The sequence below is a fragment of the uncultured Leifsonia sp. genome (assembly GCF_945957465.1).
Classification (GTDB): domain Bacteria; phylum Actinomycetota; class Actinomycetes; order Actinomycetales; family Microbacteriaceae; genus Leifsonia.
This window is the reverse complement of record NZ_CAMFLC010000022.1, coordinates 25,276-48,467: the sequence shown is the minus strand read 5'-3', so window position 1 is coordinate 48,467 and position 23,192 is coordinate 25,276. Positions and strand designations below refer to the sequence as shown.

The window sequence follows — 23,192 nt, the reverse complement described above, 5'->3', positions numbered from 1 at the left end:
CATGAATCCGCTGTCAAGCTAAGGTGTGCGTATGAGTTCAGAGACAGCCCGGCCGCGCGCAGCGACGATCCACGATGTCGCCGCCGCCGCCGGGCTGTCCCGCGGCACCGTCTCGCGCGTGATCAACGGCGAGCCGTACGTCTCGCCCGAGGCGCGGGCCGCCGTCGAATCGGCCATCGTCCAGGTCGGCTACGTGCCGAACACGGCTGCCCGCAACCTCAAGACCAAGCGGTCAGGGGCCATCGCCCTCGTGGTGCACGAACCGCACTCGCTGTTCCTCGAAGATCCCAACATCGGCGCCATCCTCCTCGGCACCAATTCCGTCCTCTCGCAGGCCGACTACCAGCTCGTGACGCTCATCATCGACTCGCCCCGGGACAGCGACCGGGTGGCGGAGTACCTCAAGGGCGGCTTCGTCGACGGAGTCATCATCATCTCCGCGCGCGTCCAGGACCCCATCGGCCGGGCCGTGGCCGCCATCGGGATCCCGGCGGCCTTCGTCGGCCACCCACCGGGCATCGAGGGCATCGCCTACGTGGGGATCGATAACGTCGCGGCCGCTCGGGCCATCACCGAGCGGCTGCTCGCGACCGGGCGACGCAGAGTCGGGATGATCGCCAGCGCGCTCGACCGCGACTCCGGGCGCGACCGCCTCGCCGGATTCCGCGAGGCGACGGGCGACCTCTTCGATCCCGAGCTCGTCGTCGAGTTCCCGCTCTACAGCCACAGCGCCGGGATCGAGGGCATGCGGCAGCTGCTCGAGCGCGCCCCCGACATCGAGGGAGTCTTCGCCGCCTCCGATGCGATCGCCGCGGGGGCGCTCGACGTCCTGCGCGACGCCGGCCGCGCGGTTCCCGCCGATGTCGGGGTGGTCGGCTTCGACGACAGCGCGTGGGCGCTCCGCTGCCAGCCGGCGCTGTCGACGGTTCACCAGCCAGCCGCCGGGCTCGGCGAGGCGGCCGCGCGACTCGTGCTCGACCAGATCGCACGCGCCGAGATCGAGACCGGGGGCACGATCCTCGACACCTCCATCGTCTGGAGGATGTCCGCCTGACCGCCTTGCAGGTCGGCGGCGGATCGGCTCACGACCTCTCCACCCGCCGGCGGCGATAGAGCGCGGGAGAGGTGCCGGCGACGCGGCGGAACTATAGGACCATGACGACATCGACGACGAGCGCCACCCGCTCCTATCACCTGACCGACGAGGAGGTCGCCCGCTTCGACGAGCAGGGCTACCTCATCCTGAAGAACCGCATCCCCGCCGATCTGCTGGCGCGCCTCCAGCGCGCTGCCGACCAGTGGATCGAGGACGGCGCCGCCCTCGCCGAAGACGACGAACGGGCAGCCGACTACCAGTACGCGAACAGGCCGAGCGGCCGCGTGATGTTCCGCGTCGACTACCTCCACAACAAGAACCAGCCCGCCTCCCTCGAGCTGCTGGGCTCCCCTGCCGTGCTCGGCATCGCCGAGAGCCTCGCCGGTCGGGATTTCGTGCCCACCTACGAGTCCCTGGTGTTCAAGAAGGCCGGCGACGGCGCCCCCATCAACTGGCACCAGGACGCCGTCCACCCGCGCACGCGGAGGATCTTCAACATCGACGTCTACCTCGACCCGTCCCGACGGGGAGAAGGCGCGCTCCGCGTCGCGCCCGGCTCGCACAAGCAGCCCGTCGACGTGTGCCGGCTCGAGGAGGAGTACGGCTGGGATGCGCCCGGAGTCGTCCAGGTCGAGCTGGATCCGGGAGACGTGCTCGTCCACGACGTGATGGTCGTGCACGGCTCCGAAGCGGTGGTCGGCAACCGCCTCCGCCGGACCATCTACTACGAGTTCCGGGCGGCGGAGCAGATCCTCGCCGAAGGCCCCTGGGATGCCGCCTGGATCGACAAGCGGCTGCGGCTCATCCCCGTCGCCCTCAACGCATATGCGAACGCCGACCCGGGCGCCGCCGGGTTCGAGTGGGGCGTCTCCGAATCGCTGCGCCCCCGCCTCACGGGCGACGACGAGACTGAGTTGCGGATCGCGCATCTGGTGCACAGCCCCGGCTCCTACTGCAGCGCCGGCAGCGTGCCCGCCTGAGGGAACGGCTACGCGGAACGAGCCTGTTGCGCCCGTGCGCCGGCCCTCACTGCTGCAGGCCTGCGGTCAGCCCGTCGAAGAACCGGATGAGGACCGCGACGTCCCGCCTGCTGGCGGCCGCCGTGAACCGCCGCACTTCTTCGAGCGTCGGCAGCCGCTGCATCTCCTCGGCCAGGTCGGCGACTCCGAACGCGATGTCGTCGGCCGTGCGCCGTTGACGCGGCACCGCAGCGGGTGGCGCGCCGGGCGACGCGACGGGGTCTGTCTCTGCTGCACTCATCCGCCGTCTCCCTCTCTCCTCGATGTGTTCTGCAGCGGAGCCGGTTCGGACGAAGCCGGCGCGGCCGGACGTGCGGGTCCGCCGAGCGAGAGCGTCGCGAGGAGGCCGACGACCAGGAAGCCGGCGGCGGAGAACGCGGCGTAGCGGGTCCCGTCGCTGAACGCCTGCTTGGCGTCGCCGGCGATGGCGGCGGTCCGCGGGTTCCCCTCGAGCCCGGCGATGGCCGCCCCCGAGCTGTCGACGACAGCGGACACGATCGGTGTCGCCTGCGCCGCGGGTATCCCGCGCGAGTCGAGCGAGTCGGTCAGGATGGCGCTCGCACTCCCGAACAGCACCGTCCCCAGGATCGCGACGCCCAGTGCCGAACCGATCTGGCGTGCCGTGCTCTGGGTGCCCGAGCCTTGACCGCTCTGCGACACCGGGACATCGGCCAGGACGACACCCGTGAGCTGAGCGGTGGCCAGCCCGACCCCGAAGCCGTAGACGAACAGGAACGGGAGCAGCGCACCCCACACGGTGGTCGGCGAGATCACCAGCCCCAAGCCGGCGACACCGACGATCTCGGCGGCGAGGCCGATCCTCACGATTCTCACCGGGGCGATGCGATTGCCGAACGCCCCGGCGAACCCGCTCGCCACGAAGGACCCGATCGCGAGCGCCAGGAGGATGAGACCGGTGTCCAGTGCACTGTAGCCGAGGACGTTCTGCAACCAGATCGGGAGGGCGAGGATGAGCCCGAACTCTCCGAGCGAGACGATCATGGCCGCGATGTTGCCGTTGCGGAACGACGGGATGCGGAACAGGTCGAACGCGAGCATGGTGCTCTTGCCGGCTTTCATCCGCGTTCGACCCCGCGCGACGAATGCGACACCCGCGACGATCGCCAGGGCGAAGGCGATCGGCACGGGCGAGAGCGCGAACGGCCACGTCCAATCGCCCACCTGCGGCCGCTTGTCGACCGTCCACCAGCCGTAGGTCCGGCCCTCGATCAGTCCGAAGACCAGGCTCGCGCTCGTCACGACGGAGAGCAGCGCGCCGACCCCGTGGATCCGGCCCGCGTGCGCGGTGTCCCGCGACTCGGAGACCGTGGCCAGGACCCCGACCACGATCAGCACGCCCAGCGGCACGTTGATCCCGAACGCCCACCGCCACGAGAAGGCGGTGGTGAGCCACCCGCCGAGCAGGGGGCCGAGCGCGGTCATCCCGCCGATCGTGGACCCCCAGACGGCGAACGCGATCGCTCGCTCCCTCCCACGGAACGTGGCGTTGATCAGCGACAGCGTCGTGGGCAGGATCATCGCGCCGCCCACGCCCTGGACCAGCCGCGCGCCGATCAGGAAGGCGCCGGTGGGCGCCAGCGCGGCGGCGATCGACGACAGCGTGAAGATGACGACACCGATGATCAGGATCCGGCGCCTCCCGAACCGGTCGGCGAGCGTGCCGAACACCAGCAGCAGGGAGGCGAACACCAGGGTGTACGACTCCTGGATCCACTGGACTCCCGTCGAGTCGACGCCCAGTTCCTTCACGATCGACGGGATCGCCACATTGACGATCGTGGAGTCGACGATGATCACCGCGACTGCGATGCTGATGAACACCAGGCCGATCCACCGTCTGCGGTCCTGCTTCACGGTTCCGTTCACGCCTTCACCTTCCCCGGCAAGTAATCAGCTTGCTGACTAAAGGAACGGTAACACTGCGGCGCGTGTCGCGGAAGGGTCCGCGGCCCCGGGCGCTCGCGCTACGCGCTGAGGCGCGGATAGTCCGTGTAGCCCTCGGCGCCCGTCCCGTAGAACGTGGCCGCGTTCGGCTCGTTCTCGGGGTGCTCGCCCTTCCAGCGCTCGACCAGGTCGGGGTTCGCGATGGCGAGACGGCCGACGGCGACCGCATCGGCGTGCGCCCCCTCGACAAGCGCGATCGCCTCGTCGCGCGTCGTGACGGATCCGAAACCGCTGTTCACGATGAACGGGCCTCCGAAGCGCTCGCGCAGGTCTTGCACGAGCACGCCCGCCGGCTCGCTGTGCAGCACACTGAGGTAGGCGAGCCCCAGCGGCGCCAACCCGTCCACCACGGCTTCGTAGGTGGCGGTGGCGTCCGCGAGGTCGGTCTCGAAGACGTCCTGGATGTTGTGCATCGGCGAGAGGCGGATACCCACCCGCCCGGCGCCCACGGCCTCGGCGATCGCCGTCGTCACCTCGATGACGAAGCGGGCGCGCGCGCTCGGGCTGCCGCCGTACCGGTCGTCGCGGACGTTCGACACCGGCGAGAGGAACTGGTGCAGCAGGTAGCCGTTGGCGCCGTGCACCTCCACGCCGTCGAAGCCGGCGGCGACGGCGTTCTTCGCCGCAGCGACGAACTCGTCGCGCACGGTCGCGAGCTCGTCCGCGGTGAGCGCGTGCGGCACCGGGAAGGCGACCTTTCCGGCAGGCGTACGCGCCTCGCCGTCGATCGCGACGGCGCTCGGCGCGACGACGCGGTCGCTCCGGTTGATGAGCGGGTGCGACACCCGGCCGCCGTGCATAAGCTGCATGACGATGCGGCCGCCCGCGGCGTGCACGGCGTCGGCGACGCCGCGCCAGCCGGCGATCTGCTCGTCGGTGACGATGCCGGGCTGGCCGGGGTACGCACGCGACTCGTGGCTCGGGTACGTGCCCTCGGAGATGATCAGGCCCACGCTCGCCCGCTGCGCATAGTGCTCCGCCACCAGGGGCCCCGGAACACCGGCCTCACCCGAACGGGTACGGGTGAGCGGCGCCATCACGACGCGGTTGGGAAGGCGGAGGTCGCCGAGCGAGACGGGAGAGAACAGATCCATGGAGGCATGCCTTTCGATTGCGGGCGCGGTGCGCCCTCCCGCCCAACAGCACGCGCCCATGCCCTATTCCGAGCCGCGTCCACTCCGCGGATCCCGCTATAGCCGCTGGCCGACCCCGCTCCTAGACTTTCGCCCGAATGGCAGCCACAGCGTTCGAAGGAGACAGGAAATGACCGATGCGACATCCGCTCCCGCCGAGGGAGCCGCGGCCGACGACGAGCCCGTCGATGTGACGGCGGCGGGCATCAGCGACGGCGCCTACACACTCCTCGCCGCCGATTTCGCCGACACCGACACCGCCTTGACGGCCTACGAGGCGCTCAAGGACGTCGAGGACGGCGCGACGGTCAGGATCGACGGAGTCGTCGTCGTCAGACGCGACACCGACGGCAAGCTCGAAGTGCAGAAGGCCACCGACCACAGCACCCGCGAAGGCCTGACCTGGGGCGCCGTCGGCGGGGCCGTACTGGGCGTCCTCTTCCCGCCCTCGATCATCGGCAGCGCCCTCGTGGTCGGCGCCGGCGGCGGGATCATCGGCAAGCTTCGAGAGCGGCACCACAAGAAGGAGCTGGCGAAGGAGTTGGAGGACGCGATCGAGCCGGGCCACTCCGGCATCATCGCCCTGGTCTCCAATCCGGGCGAGGTGAAGATCCGCAAGGCGCTCGAGAAGGCCGACCACATCGTCGAGAAGGCCGTCGACGATGCCGCGGCGGCCGACCTCAAGGCGGCGGGTAGAGCCGAGGGCAGCGCCGACTCGGGGTCAGGGGCCGACACGAAGTAGCGCTGCGCAGAAGCGAGCGCTCGACCCACGCCTGCACCTGACGACGGAGCCGCCTCCACCGCTCGGCCGATGTGCACGCCTCGCCCCGAAGCCAGGGTGGGAGGATGCGCCGGCGAATTGCACTGAGGTGGCTGCCTCTCGCGCTGTTCGTCCTGCTCGCGACGACCGGAGTGCTGCTCTGCGCCGCCGAGTCGAGCGGCCCCGGCGTCCTGCTGGTGGGCACGCTCGACGGCTATCAGCTCGGGATGCTGCTCATCGTGCTCGCCACCGGGACCGCCGTTGTCGCGCTGATCCAGGCGGCCGTCCTGGCGGGCGCGCTGAAACGACCGGCGTGGTGCTTGCTCATCCGGCTGGTCGCCGGGCTGCTGATCGCGGTCGCCGTGCCGTTCGGGCACCTGCTCATCGTCGTAGCCGCGTTCAGCGCGGTGAACACCTACGAGCCGCTCGCCGTCCGTGGGCACCACGTCGTGCTCCGGACCTTCACCTGGCACCATCGCAGCTTCGACCTCCTCGAGCAGGATGGCGCGCTGTACGAACCGGTCGCGCTCTGCGGCGACCCGCTGCCCGTGGACGGCTACGACGCCTTCTCCGCGGGCCGCTACGATCTGGTCTCCCGCGGCGGCCGGGACGTGATCCGGTTCGCGGAGGGCCCCGTCGGGCCATATACCGGGGCGGCCGTGCTGGGTGCCCGGCCGGGCGATGACGTGACGGGGAGTTGCGGCGCGCGGTGACACGGAGACGGCCCCGTCAGTCCCCGATCCGCTCGTGCTCCCTGGTCTGTTAGATTATGAACATTCGTTCTTATTTCACGGGAGGGATGCGAGTGACGACAGTTGCCAGGGGCCCGTACCGTGCGGGGATCGAGAAGCGCAGGCGTATCGTCGAGAAGGCGATCGCCGTCTTCGGCGAGCACGGCTACGGCGGCGGCTCGCTGCGCATGGTCGCCGAACGGGTCGGCGCGTCGGCCTCGCAGATCATCGCCCTCTTCGGCAGCAAAGACGGCCTGCTCACCGCGGTGCTGAACGAGTGGGACGCCCGGCAGGTCGACGACGGCCGTTTCACCGGGATCGCGCACATCGAGGCGCTCCGCGCGCGGATGCGCTACAGCCGGGAGCATCCCGAGTACGTGGAGTTCTTCGCGACCCTGTGCGCCGAAGCGACGGCGCTCTCGCATCCCGCGCACCAGTACTTCATCGACCGTTACGAGCGAGTCGCCGACGCGCTGGAGCAGCACCTCCGCCTGGCCGCCGAGACCGGCGAGATCGCGCCGCTCGCCGACCCGCTCTACCGCGAGGAGGCCAGGGCCCTGAGCGCCATGATGGACGGGCTCCAACTGCAGTGGCTGATGAACCGCCGGTTCGACATGGTCGCCGCGTTCGACCGGTTCCTCGACGCCGCCATCGCGCGATGGCAGGCGCCGGCCTCCCCAGCCCCGGGACGACACGACGAAACAGGCAAGGAAAGATGACATGGCAGTAGAAATCGGCATCCAGCTCTACTCGGTCCGCAACGCTCTGCGGACCGACCCCGGCGGCACGCTCAACGCGCTCGCCGACCTCGGCTTCACCCGGTTCGAAGGGGCGAACCATCAGGCCCTGACCGACGACGGGATCGGCTTCGGCATCGCGCCGGGATTCCTGCGCGACCTCATGCAGGAGCGCGGCGTGTCCATCGTCGGCTGCCACATCAACCCGCTCGACCTCGACCGCCTCCCCCGCGTGCTCGACTTCCACCAGCAGATCGGCAACCCCCGCATCGGCTGTGACATCGAGTTCTACCCGTACGGCGACGTCGACTACGTCAAGCGCCGCGCCGAATTCTTCAACTCGGTGGGCCGCCTCGCCGCCGATCGGGGCATGGAGTTCTACTACCACAACCATTTCCAGGAGTTCCAGCGGTTCGGCGACGCCACCGTCTACCAGCTGCTGATGGACCACACCGACCCCGAGCTCGTCCACTTCGAACTGGACACCTACTGGGCGTACCGCGGCGGCGCCGACCCGATCGAGCTGTTCCGGGCGTATCCGGACCGCTTCATCCTCATCCACCAGAAGGACTACCCGAAGGACGCGACACAGCCTCTGAACCTCTACGACGGCATCGTCGCCCCCGACGCCACCATCACGATGGAGCTCTTCCAGGAGGTCGTCACACCCGACGCGTTCGCCGAGGTCGGCACCGGCATCCTGCCGATCCAGGACATCATCGACGCCGTCGACCCACTCCCGAACTTCCGGTACGTCCTCCTCGAACAGGACTACGCGCCCGGCCCCGAACTCGACTCGGTGAAGGTGAGCCGGGACGCCTTCATCGGCTACCGGAACGTCGCCGTCGGCACGTTCAGCTGATCGAGGAGCCGCGCGTCCGCACTGCCGGGCTCGGCAGAATAGAGGACGATACGGAGATCGCTGCCGTCGAGGGTGAGGACGTCGCAGTCGAGGGTGATCGGCCCGAGCGTCGGGTGGACGATCGTCTTCCGCGAGGCGGAGGCGGGGGCGGCCTCGTATCCACTCCACAGCTGTTCGAAGCGCGGGTACTCCGCTCGTAGCGCCCCGATGAGCTCGCGCACGGCCAGATCGTCCGGATAGCGTTCGGCGGCACGTCGCAGGTCGGCGACCATCTCCCGCTCGAAGCTGTCGGTGCGTGCAGCGTCACGCTCGACTCGCGAACTGCCCGGCCCCGAAGCGAAATGCCGCCAGATCAGGTTGCGGGCGCGGGCGTCCAAAGCGGCAGGGTCGCCGAGGAGCTCCGCCCAGAGACGGTTCCATTGCACGGTGTCCCACGCAGCCGTGAAGACGGCGAGCGGGCTGTCGCTCATCCGGTCGAGCATGAGCTGGACGCCGCGCGGGACGGCCCGCGGTACCTCGCCGGACGGTGGGGGGACGGAGCCCGCGAGTCGGTAGAGCAGCTCCCGTTCACCGGGAGGAAGCCGAAGGGCGCGGGCGAAGGCGGCGAGCACCTGTGCCGACGGGTTCCGCGCGCGTCCCTGCTCGAGCCGGACCAGGTAATCGACCGAGACACCAGCGAGCAGAGCCAGCTCTTCGCGGCGCAGACCCGGCGTGCGCCGGTCGCCGCCGGCCGGCAGACCGATCTCGACGGGGGTGACCCGCCGACGCCACGCACGCAACGCGCTGCCGAGTTCAGAGCCGGATGCCATCACTCAAGTCTGCACCCGGGTACCGGCCGTCGGGTGGTACCGGCATTCCCTGGGAGCGCGGGGGCCTGAGACATCCGTCGCACGGCCCGCACGCTGAGTCCATGACCATTACTCTCATCACCGGCGCCAACAAGGGCCTCGGCTACGAAACCGCACGCCGCCTGATCAGCGCGGGCCACGACGTCTGGATCGGCGCCCGCGATGTCCGGCGCGGCCACACCGCGGCCGAGGAGCTCGGCGCGCACTTCGTCCAGCTCGATGTCACCGACGACCGGTCCGTCGCGGCCGCGGTCGAGACGGTGCACGCCGAAGCGGGTCGGGTCGACGTGCTCGTCAACAACGCCGGCATCCTCGGTACCCGCAAGCCGGCCGCAGAGACTTCAGCAGACGACGTGCGAGAAGCCTTCGAGACCAACGTGTTCGGAGTGGTGCGTGTCACGCACGCTTTCCTCCCGTTGCTGCAGACATCCGACACACCCCAGGTGATCAACGTGACGAGCGGTCTGGGCTCCTTCACGCTGATCACCGAAACGGAGTGGGGCCGCTTCGGGACGCTCTCCTACAGCTCGTCGAAAGCGGCACTGACGATGCTCACGGTGCAGTACGCCCGGGCGATCCCCGGAATCCGCTTCAACGCCGTCGACCCCGGCTACACCGGCACCGACTTCAACGGCCACCGTGGACCTCAGACCGTGCAGGAGGGAACCGACCGGATCGTGCGTCTCGCCCTGCTGGGGCCGGATGCGCCCACCGGCACCCTCAGCGATCGCAACGGGACGGTGCCGTGGTGAGACTCCACCCCGACAGGTCCGCAGCGAGCGATAGAGCGGGCCGGGACCGGCCGGGCTTCCCGCAGTTCGGGATCACGCCGAGAATGAGCGGATGAGCAGTCATTTGGGCCGATACGAGCAGGTCGGCGAAATTCTCGCCCGACACGGACTCGGCGTTCTCACCGACGTCATGGGCGTCGGCCGCTGGTTCGGCAACCTGCGCGCGCCCGGCACGAACACCCGTGACCGGACGACGACACCGGTACGCCTGCGCCTGGCGCTGGAAGACCTCGGGCCCACCTTCATCAAGCTGGGCCAGCTCCTCTCGACCCGCTCCGACCTGCTGCCACCGCCCTACCTCACCGAGCTCTCGAAGCTGCAGGACGCAGCACCCGCCGTGCCACCCACGGATATCCTCGACACGATCCGAGCAGAACTCGGCGCCGACGTGCAGGAGCTGTTCGCGGACTTCGACGTCCACCCCCTCGCGTCCGCGTCGATCGGGCAGGCCCACGCTGCGCACCTGCACGACGGAACGCCGTTGGTGGTCAAGGTGCGTCGGCCGGGCGTCGTCGCCCAGGTCGAGGAGGATCTGGCGATCGTGCAGAGGCTCGCACGGCAGGCGAGCCGGCGGTGGGAGCTCGCTCGCGGCTACGACTTGGAGGGGATCGCGCAGGATTTCGCCATCAGTCTCCGGGCGGAAATGGACTACCTGCAGGAAGGGCAGAATGCGGAGAGGTTCGCTGCGAACTTCAGCGCCGACCCCGATGTGCTGATCCCTCGCGTCTTCTGGGAGAGGACGACCTCCCGCGTGCTGACGCTCGAACGCATGACGGGCATCAAGGTCGACGACCTGGAGCACCTCGACGCAGCCGGCGTCGACCGCGCGGCCGTCGCGCGCCGCGGCGCCGACATGGTGCTCACGATGATCTTCCACGATGGCTTCTTCCATGCGGACCCGCACCCGGGAAACCTGTTCGTCACACCCGACGGCAGAATCGCGCTGATCGACTTCGGCATGGTGGGCGAGCTGAACGAGGAGCTGCAGGAGGAACTGGCCGACTTCCTGATCGGGTTCACCCAGCAGAGCCCTTCGCTGCTCGCCTCCGCGCTCTACGCGCTCTCCGTCACCAAGGACGTGGAGGACCGGCCACGGCTCGAACGATCCCTGGCCGGCTGGGTGTCGCAGTACGCCGGCCGGCCGCTGAGCGAGGTCGACTTCACCCACCTCATCGGCCAGCTGCTCGCCCTGCTCCGCGAGCACCACCTCCAACTGCCACGACACATGGCGCTGCTGTTCAAGGTGCTGATCATGGTCGAGGGCCTGGGCGTCCGACTGGATCATGATTTCGCGCTGGGTGAAGTGCTCACCCCGTATGCCCGCCGTGTCGTGGAGGACAGGGTCTCCGTGACAGCGACCGCTCAGCGACTTCTGCGCGCGTCCGGCGACGCGGCCGAACTCTTCATCGAGCTGCCCCGACGACTGCGTCGAATCGTCGAGACTCTGGACACGTCCGGGATCCAGATCCATGTTCGCGCCGCCGAGCTGGAGCCCCTCGTCGGCCGGGCGGAGCGGATCGGCAACCGACTGGTCGCCGGAATGGTCGCAGCAGCACTCATCAACGGAATCGGCGAGCTCGTCGCCGGCGAGCGCAAGGGACGATCCTGGGTGACCCTGCTGATGACCGCAGGTCTGAGCACCATCGGATCGCTCATCGGCTACCTCCTGTGGACCGGCCGGCGCCACGACTGAAGGCCCGCCCGGCGGGCACCTTCTCCGCATCCTCCGGGCACGTGCTCACCACACGCTGTCGCCGCGGAGGACGACGTCGCTGCCGCCGTCGACGTAGACGATCTGCCCGCAGAGGTGCGTGTTCTCCTCGCTCGCGAGCCATGCCAGCAGGCGCGCGACGACGATCGGCTCGGCGATCCCGTTGAGCGGCATGGGGACGAGCCCGAGCAGCGCGTGGCGCGCCTCCGGCGTTCCGATCAGGTCCGCCGTCATGGGCGTCGCGATGACGCCGGGCGCGACGGCGTTCAGCGGGATGCCGGCGCCGGCCCATTGCTCGGTGGCGGCCTGCCGACGGAGCCACTTGTCGCGAGCAGGCCGATCAGCTCGGCGTCCGTCGGCATCAGGGCGGCCATCGACGAGACCAGCACCGCGCGCGGCGACGGCGAGCCCGCCAGGCCTGCGTGCGCGACGCACGACACGAACGGCCGGCCCCCGGAGTCTCCGGGGGCCGGCCGTCCACTCGCGTCCGTTAGTTCTTGGACTTGTCGTACGCGGTCTGCAGGGTGCTCAGGTAGTCCTTGAGCCCGAGGCCGTCGAAGCCCTTCACGTAGGAGTCCCAGTCGGTGTCGATGTTCTTCGAGCCGGTGATGAAGGCGAGCGCGTTCTGCGTGACGTAGTTGTCGATGTTCGTCTGCTCCGTCGCCACCTGGGTCGCCTTGGCGGGGTCGGGCCAGACCTTCCAGGTCGGGTAGATCTGGCTCTTGTCCTCGTGGCCCTTGTACAGCTGGGTGGCCTCGAAGAGCCGGCGCTCGTAGCCGGAGGTGTCGTAGATGTCCGTCGGAACGGCCTGCGAACCGCGGAACGCCGCGTTCTGGTTGTAGGTCGACAGCGCGCCCCACTGCACGGCGTTGGCCGCATCCTGGTCCAGCTGCAGGTTGACGAACGCCGCCTTCTCGTTCGGGTCGAGCGCCTTGTCGCCGGCGCCGGCCTTCGCCCAGCCCTTGCCCTCCGGGCCGAAGTTGCCGTCGAGCTGGCCCTTCTCCGTGAACAGGTAGTTCACCATCTTGATCGCGGCGACCTGGTCGTTCTTCGACGCCTTGTTGGTGAGCAGGAAGGTGGCGCCCGGCGTGCTGCCGAAGGCGTACGTGGCGTAGTCGGCGCCGTCCGGGCCGGTCAGCGGCGGCACGGCGTCGTACTGCTTGTCACGGCCGTCCTTCGCGCCGGGGCTGACGAAAATGTACGGATGCAGGGCGCTCGCGCTGCCGAGCAGCACCGGTCCCGCGTTGTTCCCCTCCTGGGCGAGCGCCGCAGGGTTCTGGGTGAAGGCGCCCTTGTCGATCAGGCCGGCGTCCCACAGCGACTTGATGTACTTCAGGCCCTCGCGCCAGCCGTCCTTGTTCGCCTGGATGTCGACCTTGCCCTTGTTGAGCACCGTCGTCGACTGGATGCCCTTGTCGGGGTTCTGCGGGTCGTAGATGAACGCGTTCATGAAGAACGGGATGAGCGTGTCGTGCGAGTCGCCGCTGAGCGGGATCTCGTCCTTCTGGCCGTTGCCGTTCGGGTCGTCGTTCTTGAACGCCTCGAGCACCTTCGTCATGTCGGCGGTGGTCTTCGGCATCTGCAGGTTCAGCTTCTTCAGCCAGTCGGTGTTGATCCAGAGCTTCGACGGGTACTGGATGTGCAGGGTCTCGGCCAGCTGCGGGAGGCCGTAGATCTTGCCGTCGGGCGAGGTGACCATCGCCTTGTAGTCGGCGTTGGTGTCCAGCACCTTCTGGATGTCGGGCGCGTACTGCTTGATGAGGTCGTTCAGCGGGAGGGCGATGCCCTGCTTGGCGAGCTTCTCGACATCCACCTGGTTGAACTGGTCCACCCACGGGATCAGCAGGAAGGCGTCGGGGTAGTCGCCGCTCGCCATCAGGATCTGGCGCTTCTCGGGCGCCACCGAGGAGTCCTGCGTGGTGGTCTGCCAGTTGAACGCGATGTTGAACTTCTTCTCCACCTCTTTGGTGAAGGCGTTGGTGGCCAGGTCCTGACCGGTCCCCTGCTGTGCGAACACGCTCAGGTGGGCGGTGCCGCCGATCTTGTCGTCGGCGCTGGAGGCGGCAGGGGTGCAGCCGGAGAGGGCCATCAGTGCGGCGGTGCCGCCGACGGCGGCGACGAATGCGCGCGTCCGCCCTCTGCGGGGTCGCCGATCGGTCTTCGAGAACATGGTGTGTTCCTCCTTTGGAACCAGGATGTGTTTCGGGATACGGATGGTGCGTTGTGGTGGCTTGTGGGGTGTTCCGGGCTCAGCCCTTGACCGACCCGATCAGCACGCCCTTGTTGAAGTAGCGCGCGACGAACGGGTAGATGATCAGCACGGGGACGCTGGTGATGACGATGAGCGCGTACTTGAGCACGTTGACCAGCTCCTGGTTCTGCGCCTGGGCCGCCAGGTCGTTCACCCCGCCGTTGGTGGAGTTGAGGACGAGGATGTTGCGCAGCACCAGCTGGAGCGGGAACAGGTCGGAGCTCTTCAGGTAGAGGAGGGCGTCGAAGTACCCGTTCCACTGGCCGATCGCGTACATGAGCGCGATGACCGCGATCAGGGGCTTGGAGAGCGGGAGCACGACGGTCCAGAGGAACCGCCAGTCGCTCGCGCCGTCCAGCGACGCCGCCTCGACGAGCTCCTCCGGGATCGCCGAGCGGAAGAACGTGCGGGCGATGATGACCTGCCACACCGCGACGGCCTGCGGAAGCAGGAGCGCCCAGCGGGTGTCGAGGAGGCCGAGGTTCTGCACGACCATGTAGGTCGGGATGAGACCGCCGCTGAACAGCATGGTGAACAGCAGCAGCGACATGATCACGTTCCGGCCCATGAAGGTGCGGCGCGAGAGCGGCCAGGCCAGGCACACCGTCAGGGTCGTGCTGATCAGCGTCCCGGCGATCATGTAGAACAGCGAGTTCGCGTAGCCGAGGAGCACCTGCGGGTCGGCGAGGACCGTCTGATAGCCCTTGAGCGTGAAGTCGACGGGCCAGAGGAACACCTGCCCGGCTGTCACCGCGTGAGGCGACGAGAACGAGCTGGCCACGATGTACAACAGCGGCAGGAGCACGACGAGCACAGCGAGCGTGAGCCCGAGGTAGATGACGACCAGGAGGGCGCGGTCGCCGGGCGACTCCCGGATCCTCCGCGGCTTCATGATGTTCCTGCTGCGCGTCGCGGGCCGAACCCGCATCTTCTCCGCCGGACGATCGATGGTCACCACAGTCCGCTCCCACTCAGTCGGCGTGCCACCCAGTTGACGATGAGGAGCAGCACGAGGTTGACGACGGAATTGAACAGGCCGACGGCGGTCGCCGTCCCGAAGTCGGCGTTGAGGATGCCCAGCTTGTAGACGTAGGTCGCGATGATCTCGGACTGCCCGAGATTCAGCGGGTTCTGCAGCAGGAACACCTTCTCGAACCCGATCGCCATGATGTTGCCGACGCTCAGGATGAGCACGATCATCGCCGTCGGCATGATGCCGGGGATGTCGACGTGCCAGATCTTGCGGAGCCGCGAGGCGCCGTCCACGCGGGCCGCCTCGTACAGCGAGGGGTCGATGCCGGAGAGCGCCGCCATGTAGATGACGGCGGAGTAGCCGGCGGTCTGCCAGACGTCCGACCAGACGTAGATGTTGCGGAAGTAGTCGGGGTTGCCGAGGAGGTCGGGGGACTGGACGCCGAAGAACCCGAAGACCTGGCTGACGATCCCGAGCCGGGGCGCCATGATCAGGATCAGCATCGACACGACGACCACCGTGGAGATGAAGTACGGGGCGTACGTGACCATCTGCACGGTCTTCTGGAACCAGCGGTGGCGCACCTCGTTGAGCGCGAGCGCCAGGATGATCGGGATGGGGAAGCTCGCCAGTACCGCGTATCCGGAGAGGATCAGGGTGTTGGCGACCAGGGTCGGGAACTGGGGGTTCTGCAGCATCGCCTGGAAGTTCGCGAACCCGTTCCACGGGCTGCCCCATACGCCGAGCACCGGGCTGTAGTCCTTGAACGCGATGATCGCGTTGGAGATCGGCACGTACTTGAAGATCGCGAAGTATGCCAGCGGCAGGACCGTCAGCAGGTAGAGCTGCCAGTGCCGCCGCAACGCGATCCGCCAGCGCTGGCCGAGGGTCTTGCGGCGGGTCGGGATGCGGCGCACCGGCGGTGGGGTGGTCCGCGCGGCGGGAGGGGTGGTCGTTGTGGTCACGGGCGGGGCGCTGGTCATCCGCGCACCCCCGTGTGCCCACGGTGTTGCAGCTTCGTCATCGAAGACTCCTGAACGAATCGAGCCGGGCGGGCGTTGGTCCGCCTGGACTGGTTACAGCAAAACCCATTTCCTTCACGTTGTCAATAATCTATCCTGACAGAAGGTCATCGCTCGACCCAGAACGGCGACCGAACGCGATTCGCGCCGTTGGGGGCCGTCGCACATTCGAACACGACAGAAAGAAAGCGGCGGCATGAGCTACTCTCTCGATATGCCACTCGACGACGTCGGCACCCGGCGGAGACCGGAGCTCGGCACGCCCCGATCGGCGGAGATCTTTACGCGGATCATCACCCACGGGCCGGTCAGCCGGCTCGACATCGGCCGTCTCACCGGACTATCGCAGGCCAAGGTCACCAAGACGGTCAACCCGCTGATCGAGGGCGGCTTCGTCACGGTGGGCGAGCACGCGGAGCACTCCTTCCCCGGGCGTCCCGTCCGTCCGCTGAGCGTCGTCCCCCGCTCGATGATCGCGATCGGGGTCAAGGTCAACGAGGACGAGATCTTCGCCGTCACCGTCAGCCTGGGCAACGAGGTCCTCGGCTCGACCCGGCGGCGGCTGAAGAGCCACGACCCGGAGAGCACGGTCGACGCGATCGTGACGTCCGTGCGATCCCTGATCGCACAGCTCGGCGACGACGCGGCCGGCATCGCGGGAGTCGGCGTCTCGGTCTCCGGCGACATCGACAGCAGCACCGGGCTCGTGCGGCACTCCCCGCTGCTCGGCTGGAGCCATTTCCCGCTCGGCGAGCGGCTCGCAGCAGAGCTCCCCCTCCCGATCACCGTCGAGAACGACGTGCGTGCCCTGGCGAAGTCGGAGCAGTGGTTCGGGGCGGGCAGGGACGCGGAGTCGTTCGCGATCATCACGATCGGCGCGGGCATCGGCTGCGGCATCTACGTCAACGACGACGTGGTCGTCGGCGCGCACGGCGTCGCGGGCGAGATCGGCCACCTGCCGCTGGCGTCCTCCGACGCGCTGTGTGTCTGCGGCCGCCGCGGCTGCGTGGAGGCCGTCGCGTCCTCCCGCGCCATCCGCGACGCGGTGAGCCTCGAGCACGGCGACCCGGAGCTGACCCTCGCGGGCGTCATCCGGCTCGCGCACGAGGGCGACCCGGCCGCCGTCGCCGCCTTCGAACGCGCGGGCACAGCCATCGGCGCGGCCGTCGCAGCGACCGTGAACCTCTTCGGCCCGGAGGTCGTGGTGATCGCGGGCGAGGGCGTCATGGACTACGACCTCTACGAGCGCCGGTTCCGCGAGGAGTTCCTGGCGCACGCCTTCGGCGCCGCCGCCAACTGCCGCCTGGTGGTGCAGCGGCACACGTTCACCGACTGGGCCCGCGGGGCCGCCGTCGCGGCCCTGCGCGAGGCGATCACCGTCAGCCCCCCAGCGATGGGGGAATGACGGCAGGTCGGACCACGAGCGACCGGATGGCCACGGCCGCCGCCCCGCGCGCCCAGTCCTCGAAGGTGTGCGGACGGACGACGATCCGGCAGCGGTCGGCCGACGCGAAGACGTGCTCGGAATAGACGGCGCGCAGCCGCTCCTCGTACAGGCCGAACTCGGTGACGCCCTCGCCGCCGATGATGACGAGCTCCGGGCCGACCAGGTTGACGAGGCTGGCGATGGCCGCGCCGACGACGGCGCCCGCCTCGCGGAAGGCCTCGACGGCCGACGCGTCGCCGGAGTGCGCCAGCTCGACGACCTCCTCGATCGTCAGCGGCCGGCCGTGCGCGGCCGAGGCGGCGGCGACGATGGCGCTCGTGGCTGCGACGGCCTCGACGCAGCCGCGGCGGCCGCAGGCGCAGACGCGGTCGGGTGACGCCAGCGGCAGGTGGCCGATCTCGCCGGCGACGCCGTAGGCACCCTCCACGACCTCGCCGTTCAGGTGCAGGCCGCTGCCGATGCCGCGCCCGATCGTGACGATGCAGAAGGAGCGGGTGCCGAGGCCGACGCCGAACCAGTGCTCACCGATCATGAGCGCGCGCACGTCGTTGTCGACGACGACGTGCGCCTCCAGCCGTTCGCGCAGCGCAGCGGCCAGGCCGACACCGCGCCAGCCCATGATGGCCGAGTCGCGCACCACGCCGGCGGTCATGTCCACGTCGCCCGAGACCGAGACCCCGATGCGGGCGACGCGCGAGCGGAGGCCGCCGAGCGATTCCTCCAGCCGCTCGCAGAGGGCGACGACCGCATCCACCACGGCAGCGGGGTCGTGCGAGGCGAGCGGCGCGCGGTCTGCGGCGAGGATGCGCGTCGTCAGGTCGGTGGCGACGCCGACCAACTCGTCGACGTTCACCTTGACGCCGAGCGCGACCACGGCATCCGGAACGATCGTCACCGGGTTCGCCGGCCGGCCGGGCAGTCCCGTCGGCGCGAGGCCGAGCGAGTCGTCCACGAGCCCGGCCGCCACCAGCGGCGCCACCGCCTTGGTCACCGCGGCCTGCGACAACCCGGTCATCCTGGCGACGTCGATGCGGCTGATCGGGCTGCGGGTCAGGATGGTGGTGAAGACCCGGCTCGCCGCCTCCGACGACGAGGCGAGCAGCGCGATGCGCTGCCGTAGCTCGTCGTCCATGCCTCAACCTTAGGCAGTGGCGACCGCCTCTCGCAGGATCCCGTCGACGACATGTTCGCCTCCGGCGGGCAGGCGGACCTCGACTTCCGCGCCTCCGTACCGCACCCGCACGTCGCGCGGCTCCGGGTGCGGGTTCCGGAGAGCGGCCGACCTCAGCTTCCCGCCGGACCAGAACAGGTCGACGGAGAGCCCGCCGCGCACGCCCAGCCCGGTCACCCGTCCCTCAGGCCAGGCCGAGGGCAGCGCGGGCAGCAGGTGGACGACTCCCCCGTGGCTCTGCAGCAGCAGTTCGGCGATCCCCGCGGGGAAGCCGAGGTTTCCGTCGATCTGGAACGGCGGGTGCGTGCTGAACAGGTTGGGCAGCAGGCCACCCCATTCCGAGCCGTCGACCGGGCCGTGCCGGCGCGCGTCGCCATCGTACGGCGCGAGCGCCTGCTGCAGCAGCTCATGGGCCGCCTCGCCATCGCCGAGGCGGGCACGCAGGGAGATCTTCCACGCCCACGACCATCCCATCGCGCCCGGCCCGCGCGCGTCGAGGAAGCGCCGGGAGGCCTCGGCCAGCGCCGGTGTGCCGTCCGGCGTGATCAGGTCGAGCGGGTAGAGGCCGACCAGCGGCGACAGGTGCCGGTGGGCGGGCTCGTGCTCCGGCACCTCCTCCGACCATTCGAGCAGGCGGCCGTCGCCGCCGACCGGCGGCTCGGGGATCGTCGCGAGCGCCGCCTCCAGCTCGCCCAGCAGCGGGTCGGGTTCGCCCAGCACCTCGATGGAGCGCAGGGTTCGGGCGAAGAGCGAGCGGATCAGCTCGAGGTCCATCGTCGCCGTGAGGCCGAGCGAGCGCGGCACGCCGTCCGCATCCCGGTAGGAGTTCTCCGGAGAGGTCGACGGTGAGAGGAAGGCCCTGCCGTCGGGGCCGATCTGGAGCCAGTCGAGGCAGAACTCGGCGGCGCCGCGCAGCAGCGGCCCGATCCGGTCACGTAACAGGTCGTCGTCCGCCGCGAACTCGTAGTGGTCCCAGAGCGAGTGGGTGAGCCAGACGCCGCCCATCATCCAGATCGCCCAGCTCGGCGCCCCGTGTCCCATGCCCACCGGGAGGCTCCAGCCCCACAGGTCGCTGTTGTGGTGCGCGACCCAGCCGCGGCAGCCGTACAGTTCTCTGGCGACGTCGCCACCGGTGGCCGCCATCCGTTCGACCAGCGAGATCAGCGGTTCCGCGTGCTCGATGACGCCGAGGGGACCCGCCGCCCAGTAGTTCATCTCGGTGTTGATGTTGATCGTGTAGTTCGAGGACCACGCGGGGCGCAGCTCGCCGTTCCAGATGCCCTGCAGGTTGGCCGCGGGGCCGCCCGTGCGGGAGGACGACGTGAGGAGGTAGCGCCCGTACTCCGCCGCGATGGTCGCGCGCAGCCCGTCGTCCGAACCGCGCAGGATGTCGGCCTCGACATCCCACCGCCCCTCGCGCCTGCCGCCGATCGCGAACCGCGCCGCCGCCGGGAGACGCAGCGCGCCTCCCCGTCGTCCCTCGCCCGCGGCGATGGCGCCGAGGGCTCGGGTGACGGCGCGGTCCCGGATCGTCTCACGGGAGACGGTCCGCCACTCGTCGTCCGCGCCGGCCCACCACGACTCAGCGCGGGTCGACGACGAGAGGGCGATCAACAGCCGACGGGCACCACGGACCGTGAGACCGTGGTCCCCCGGCTCCGTCGTGCCGTCACTCCGCACCGCGAGAGCCGCGGCGGCGAAGGCGTCGTAGTCTCCGTCGCCCTGCTCCGCGTAGCGCAGCGGGGGGACGACGGACTGTTCGTGCAGGGGTGCCCCGTCGACCGGGACGGCGAGGTCGAGTGTCACGACGCCGTCGCGCGCGGCGCGCGACAGTTCGCGGAGCGGCGTAGCGAGTGCGATGCGCACCTCGGGCAGCGCCTCGGTGGAGTCGATCGAGATGTGAAGCGTGCGCCCGTCGACCCAGGACATGCGCTCGACGCGGGCCGCTCCGGCCTGCAACGACTCCTCCACGACGTGCCGGTCGAGATCCAGCACCCGCGCGGGCTCTCCCTCGACCGGCGTCGCATCGGGGAGCTCGACCGCGAGGTCGACGAAGGGGAGGAACTCCTGGCTGTAGCGGCCCTCGAAGGTGAGGAGCAGTTCCTCGGCGCGGGAGAGGTCGCCCGCGGCGAGCGCCGAACGCACCTCGCGGAGGCGCTCCGGTCCCGCGCCCTGGGCGAGGACGTTGCGCAGTCCCTCCGCCGCGGTCTGCGGGGTGCCGGACCAGACGGTCGCGTCGTTGACCTGGTAGCGGCCTTCGGCGCCCCCGTGGACCATGGCGCCGAGGAGGCCGTCCCCGATCGGGATCGCTTCCTCCCAGTGCCCTGCGGGCTCGCGCCAGGCGAGCTGGAGTGTGTCGGTGGAGATCGTCATCGGTCTTCCTTCTCGGGGTTGCATTCGAAACACTAGGCATGGTTAATTGACACTGTCAAGTAAACGGAAATCTCCGAGGAGTCCTTCATGCTCGACGGCTATGGCGCCGTTCTGAGCCTGCACGCCGCAGGCACCGCCCTCGTCCTCGACACGGCTGGGCGCGTGCCTCGTGTGCTGCACTGGGGCGCGGATCCGGGACCGCTCGATGATGCCGCAGTCGACGCTTTGCGGCAGACCGGCGGCCCGGCGGTGCTCAACAACTCCCCCGACATCCCGCGCACGTTCAGCCTGCTGCCCAGCGAGTTCGAGGGCTGGGCGGGGACCCCGGCGCAGGAGGGTCACGCCGCAGGCACGGCCACCACGCCCCGGCCGCGCACCGAAGCCGTCCGTCACCGCTCCGACGGCCAGCACGGCGGCGCGATCGAGATCGACCTGGCCGACGAGATCACCGGGCTGCGCACGACGATGACGATCGCCCTCGACCGTTTCGGCGTGCTCTCGGTGGATGCGACCCTCGTCCGCGACGCGTCCCTCGCCGGCGACGGCGCCGCCATCCCCTACACCCTCGACGCCCTGCGCGTGATGCTGCCCGTCCCGGAGCGGGCCGTCGACATCCTCGACTTCACCGGGAAGTGGTGCCGCGAGCGGGCGCCGCAGCGCGGCCGGCTGTTCTACGGCAGCCACGTGCGCCGCGCCCGCCGCGGCAAGCCGGGGCACGACGCCCCGTTCCTCGTCGTCGCCGGCACCGAGGATCTCGGCTTCGGCCGCGGCGAGGCGTGGGCGACGCACCTGGCCTGGAGCGGCGACGGCGAGTACGTGGTCGAGCGGCTCACCGAGGGCGCCGGGGCGTTCTCCGCCGTGCTCGGGGCCGGCGAAGGGCTCCGACCCGGCGAGATCGCCCTGGCCGACGGGGACCGCTACGTGGCGCCCACCGCCCTCTTCGTCTGGTCGGACTCCGGCCTCGACGGGCTCGCCGACCGGCTGCACCGGCGGCTGCGGGCCCGTCCGACGCACCCGCGGTCGCCGCGGCCCCTCACCCTCAACTCCTGGGAGGCGGTCTACTTCGACCACGACCTGCCGCGCCTGACCGCCCTGGTCGACCGCGCGGCGCGGGTCGGGGTGGAGCGCGTCGTGCTCGACGACGGCTGGTTCCACGGCCGCCGCGGCGACAACGCCGGCCTCGGCGACTGGTTCGTCGACCGCACGGTGTGGCCCGACGGCCTGAGCCCCCTGGTCGACCTGGTGCGCTCGCACGGGATGCAGTTCGGCATCTGGTTCGAGCCCGAGATGGTCAACCTCGACTCCGACCTCGCCCGCGAGCACCCCGACTGGGTGCTCGGCCCCCGGCAGGAGCTCGGCGCGACCGCCCGGGCGCAGTACGTCCTCGACCTGACACGTCCCGACGCCTACTCCCACGTCCTGGAGCAGATCAGCGCGGTGGTCGACGAGTACTCGGTCGACTACATCAAGTGGGACCACAACCGCGACCTCTCCGAAGCGGTCAGCGGCTACGTCGGCGTCGACCGGCCCGCCGTGCACGAGCAGACGCTCGCCCTCTACCGGATGCTCGACACGCTTCGCGCCCGCCACCCGCATCTCGAGATCGAGACCTGCTCCGGCGGCGGCGGCCGGGTCGACCTCGGCATCCTGGAGCGCACCGACCGGGTCTGGGCCTCCGACTGCAACGACCCGGTCGAGCGGCTGCAGATCGAGCGCTGGACCCGGATGCTCCTCCCGCCGGAGCTCATCGGCTCGCACCTGGGCGCCGAGCGCTCGCACACCACCTCCCGTCGCACCGACCTGTCGTTCCGGCTGATCGTCGCGCTCACCGCGCACGCGGGGATCGAGTGGGACCTGCAGGAGGCGGACGACGACGAGCTCGACCGGATCGCCCGCTGGGCCGGGGTCTACCGCGAGCTGCGCGGGCTCATCCACTCGGGCCGGATCGTCAACGCCGACCTGGCCGACGAGGCGACGGCGTTGACCGGGATCGTGGCGCAGGACGGCTCACGCGCCGTCTACACCTGGGCCAGGCTCGTCACCTCCGCGCCCGGACAGTCCGGCCGGGTCCGCTTCCCCGGGCTCGACCCCGACGCCCGCTACTCGGTGCGCGTCCGGGACGAGTTCGGGCAGGCGAGCAGGCACCAGGCCGCCGACCCGGCGTGGATCACGGCGGCTCTGGGACCGGAGGGCGTCACCCTCCCGGGCTCGGTGCTGGCGGTCGCCGGTGTCCCCCTCCCCACGCTCAACCCGCAGCAGGCGATGCTCTTCGACCTCGTCCGGCTGGCCTAGAGCCGCCGGG

20 protein-coding genes are annotated in these 23,192 nt (G+C 69.9%); 10 read left to right on the top strand and 10 right to left on the bottom strand.

Going from position 1 to position 23,192, the window contains the following annotated elements:
• Window positions 1-31: 31 nt before the first annotated feature.
• A complete protein-coding gene (locus Q0Q23_RS11395; protein WP_295123460.1) occupies window positions 32-1,054 on the top strand; it encodes a LacI family DNA-binding transcriptional regulator in 1,023 nt (340 codons plus the stop codon).
• 101 nt (window positions 1,055-1,155) lie between these two features.
• Entirely contained in the window at window positions 1,156-2,076 is a 921-nt protein-coding gene (locus Q0Q23_RS11390) for a phytanoyl-CoA dioxygenase family protein (protein WP_295123457.1), read from the top strand.
• 46 nt (window positions 2,077-2,122) lie between these two features.
• On the opposite strand, the gene Q0Q23_RS11385 is transcribed toward Q0Q23_RS11390, so the two are convergent.
• From Q0Q23_RS11385 to Q0Q23_RS11375, 3 genes are all read right to left on the bottom strand, one after another.
• Window positions 2,123-2,356, bottom strand: coding sequence for a hypothetical protein (locus Q0Q23_RS11385; RefSeq protein ID WP_295123454.1), 234 nt, complete (start codon window positions 2,354-2,356; stop codon window positions 2,123-2,125).
• Window positions 2,353-4,002, bottom strand: a complete 1,650-nt coding sequence (locus tag Q0Q23_RS11380; protein WP_295123452.1) for an MFS transporter — start codon at window positions 4,000-4,002, stop codon at window positions 2,353-2,355. The genes Q0Q23_RS11385 and Q0Q23_RS11380 overlap by 4 nt, the downstream gene beginning before the upstream one ends.
• A gap of 98 nt (window positions 4,003-4,100) precedes the next feature.
• Window positions 4,101-5,174: an alkene reductase gene (locus Q0Q23_RS11375; protein WP_295123449.1), complete on the bottom strand. Its 1,074-nt coding sequence runs from the start codon at window positions 5,172-5,174 to the stop codon at window positions 4,101-4,103.
• A 169-nt stretch (window positions 5,175-5,343) separates the two neighbouring features.
• Between Q0Q23_RS11375 and Q0Q23_RS11370 the strand changes: the two genes are divergently transcribed.
• The 4 genes from Q0Q23_RS11370 to Q0Q23_RS11355 all read left to right on the top strand — a co-directional run bounded on the left by Q0Q23_RS11370 (window position 5,344) and on the right by Q0Q23_RS11355 (window position 8,303).
• Window positions 5,344-5,955 (top strand): DUF1269 domain-containing protein, encoded by a 612-nt coding sequence (locus Q0Q23_RS11370; RefSeq protein WP_295123447.1) that lies wholly within the window; start codon window positions 5,344-5,346, stop codon window positions 5,953-5,955.
• A gap of 104 nt (window positions 5,956-6,059) precedes the next feature.
• Window positions 6,060-6,686 (top strand): hypothetical protein, encoded by a 627-nt coding sequence (locus Q0Q23_RS11365; protein ID WP_295123444.1) that lies wholly within the window; start codon window positions 6,060-6,062, stop codon window positions 6,684-6,686.
• A gap of 92 nt (window positions 6,687-6,778) precedes the next feature.
• Complete coding sequence (locus Q0Q23_RS11360) at window positions 6,779-7,423, top strand: TetR/AcrR family transcriptional regulator (protein ID WP_295123441.1); 645 nt, start codon at window positions 6,779-6,781, stop codon at window positions 7,421-7,423.
• A 1-nt stretch (window position 7,424) separates the two neighbouring features.
• Entirely contained in the window at window positions 7,425-8,303 is an 879-nt protein-coding gene (locus Q0Q23_RS11355; protein ID WP_295123438.1) for a sugar phosphate isomerase/epimerase, read from the top strand.
• Here the strand turns inward: Q0Q23_RS11355 and Q0Q23_RS11350 are convergent.
• Entirely contained in the window at window positions 8,270-9,112 is an 843-nt protein-coding gene (locus Q0Q23_RS11350) for a helix-turn-helix domain-containing protein (RefSeq protein WP_295123435.1), read from the bottom strand. The two genes, Q0Q23_RS11355 and Q0Q23_RS11350, sit on opposite strands and share 34 nt — an antisense overlap.
• A 101-nt stretch (window positions 9,113-9,213) precedes the next feature.
• Here Q0Q23_RS11350 and Q0Q23_RS11345 point away from each other — a divergent pair, with 101 nt between their 5' ends.
• On the top strand, window positions 9,214-9,903 hold the full coding sequence (locus Q0Q23_RS11345; protein ID WP_295123433.1) for an SDR family oxidoreductase: 690 nt from the start codon (window positions 9,214-9,216) through the stop codon (window positions 9,901-9,903).
• A gap of 91 nt (window positions 9,904-9,994) precedes the next feature.
• On the top strand, window positions 9,995-11,635 hold the full coding sequence (locus tag Q0Q23_RS11340) for an AarF/ABC1/UbiB kinase family protein (protein ID WP_295123430.1): 1,641 nt from the start codon (window positions 9,995-9,997) through the stop codon (window positions 11,633-11,635).
• Between the two features lie 45 nt (window positions 11,636-11,680).
• On the opposite strand, the gene Q0Q23_RS11335 is transcribed toward Q0Q23_RS11340, so the two are convergent.
• From Q0Q23_RS11335 to Q0Q23_RS11320, 4 genes are all read right to left on the bottom strand, one after another.
• Window positions 11,681-12,088, bottom strand: a complete 408-nt coding sequence (locus tag Q0Q23_RS11335) for an SDR family oxidoreductase (protein ID WP_295123426.1) — start codon at window positions 12,086-12,088, stop codon at window positions 11,681-11,683.
• A 55-nt stretch (window positions 12,089-12,143) separates the two neighbouring features.
• Window positions 12,144-13,823 carry an ABC transporter substrate-binding protein gene (locus Q0Q23_RS11330; protein WP_295123423.1) on the bottom strand — a complete coding sequence of 560 codons (1,680 nt, stop codon included), beginning with the start codon at window positions 13,821-13,823 and terminating at the stop codon, window positions 12,144-12,146.
• A gap of 79 nt (window positions 13,824-13,902) precedes the next feature.
• Window positions 13,903-14,859, bottom strand: a complete 957-nt coding sequence (locus Q0Q23_RS11325; RefSeq protein WP_295123420.1) for a carbohydrate ABC transporter permease — start codon at window positions 14,857-14,859, stop codon at window positions 13,903-13,905.
• The gene (locus tag Q0Q23_RS11320) at window positions 14,856-15,860 is read right to left on the bottom strand and encodes a sugar ABC transporter permease (RefSeq protein ID WP_295123417.1); all 1,005 of its coding nucleotides are present in this window, start codon (window positions 15,858-15,860) and stop codon (window positions 14,856-14,858) included. Before Q0Q23_RS11320 ends, Q0Q23_RS11325 begins: the two co-directional genes overlap by 4 nt.
• Window positions 15,861-16,113: 253 nt before the next feature.
• Between Q0Q23_RS11320 and Q0Q23_RS11315 the strand changes: the two genes are divergently transcribed.
• Window positions 16,114-17,304, top strand: a complete 1,191-nt coding sequence (locus Q0Q23_RS11315) for an ROK family protein (protein ID WP_295123414.1) — start codon at window positions 16,114-16,116, stop codon at window positions 17,302-17,304.
• Here Q0Q23_RS11315 and Q0Q23_RS11310 read toward each other — a convergent pair.
• Together Q0Q23_RS11310 and Q0Q23_RS11305 are read right to left on the bottom strand one after the other, a co-directional pair.
• A complete protein-coding gene (locus Q0Q23_RS11310) occupies window positions 17,279-18,478 on the bottom strand; it encodes an ROK family protein (protein WP_295123410.1) in 1,200 nt (399 codons plus the stop codon). The two genes, Q0Q23_RS11315 and Q0Q23_RS11310, sit on opposite strands and share 26 nt — an antisense overlap.
• 9 nt (window positions 18,479-18,487) lie before the next feature.
• Entirely contained in the window at window positions 18,488-20,890 is a 2,403-nt protein-coding gene (locus Q0Q23_RS11305; protein ID WP_295123407.1) for a glycosyl hydrolase family 95 catalytic domain-containing protein, read from the bottom strand.
• An 87-nt stretch (window positions 20,891-20,977) separates the two neighbouring features.
• Between Q0Q23_RS11305 and Q0Q23_RS11300 the strand changes: the two genes are divergently transcribed.
• Entirely contained in the window at window positions 20,978-23,182 is a 2,205-nt protein-coding gene (locus tag Q0Q23_RS11300; RefSeq protein ID WP_295123404.1) for an alpha-galactosidase, read from the top strand.
• Window positions 23,183-23,192 lie beyond the last annotated feature (10 nt).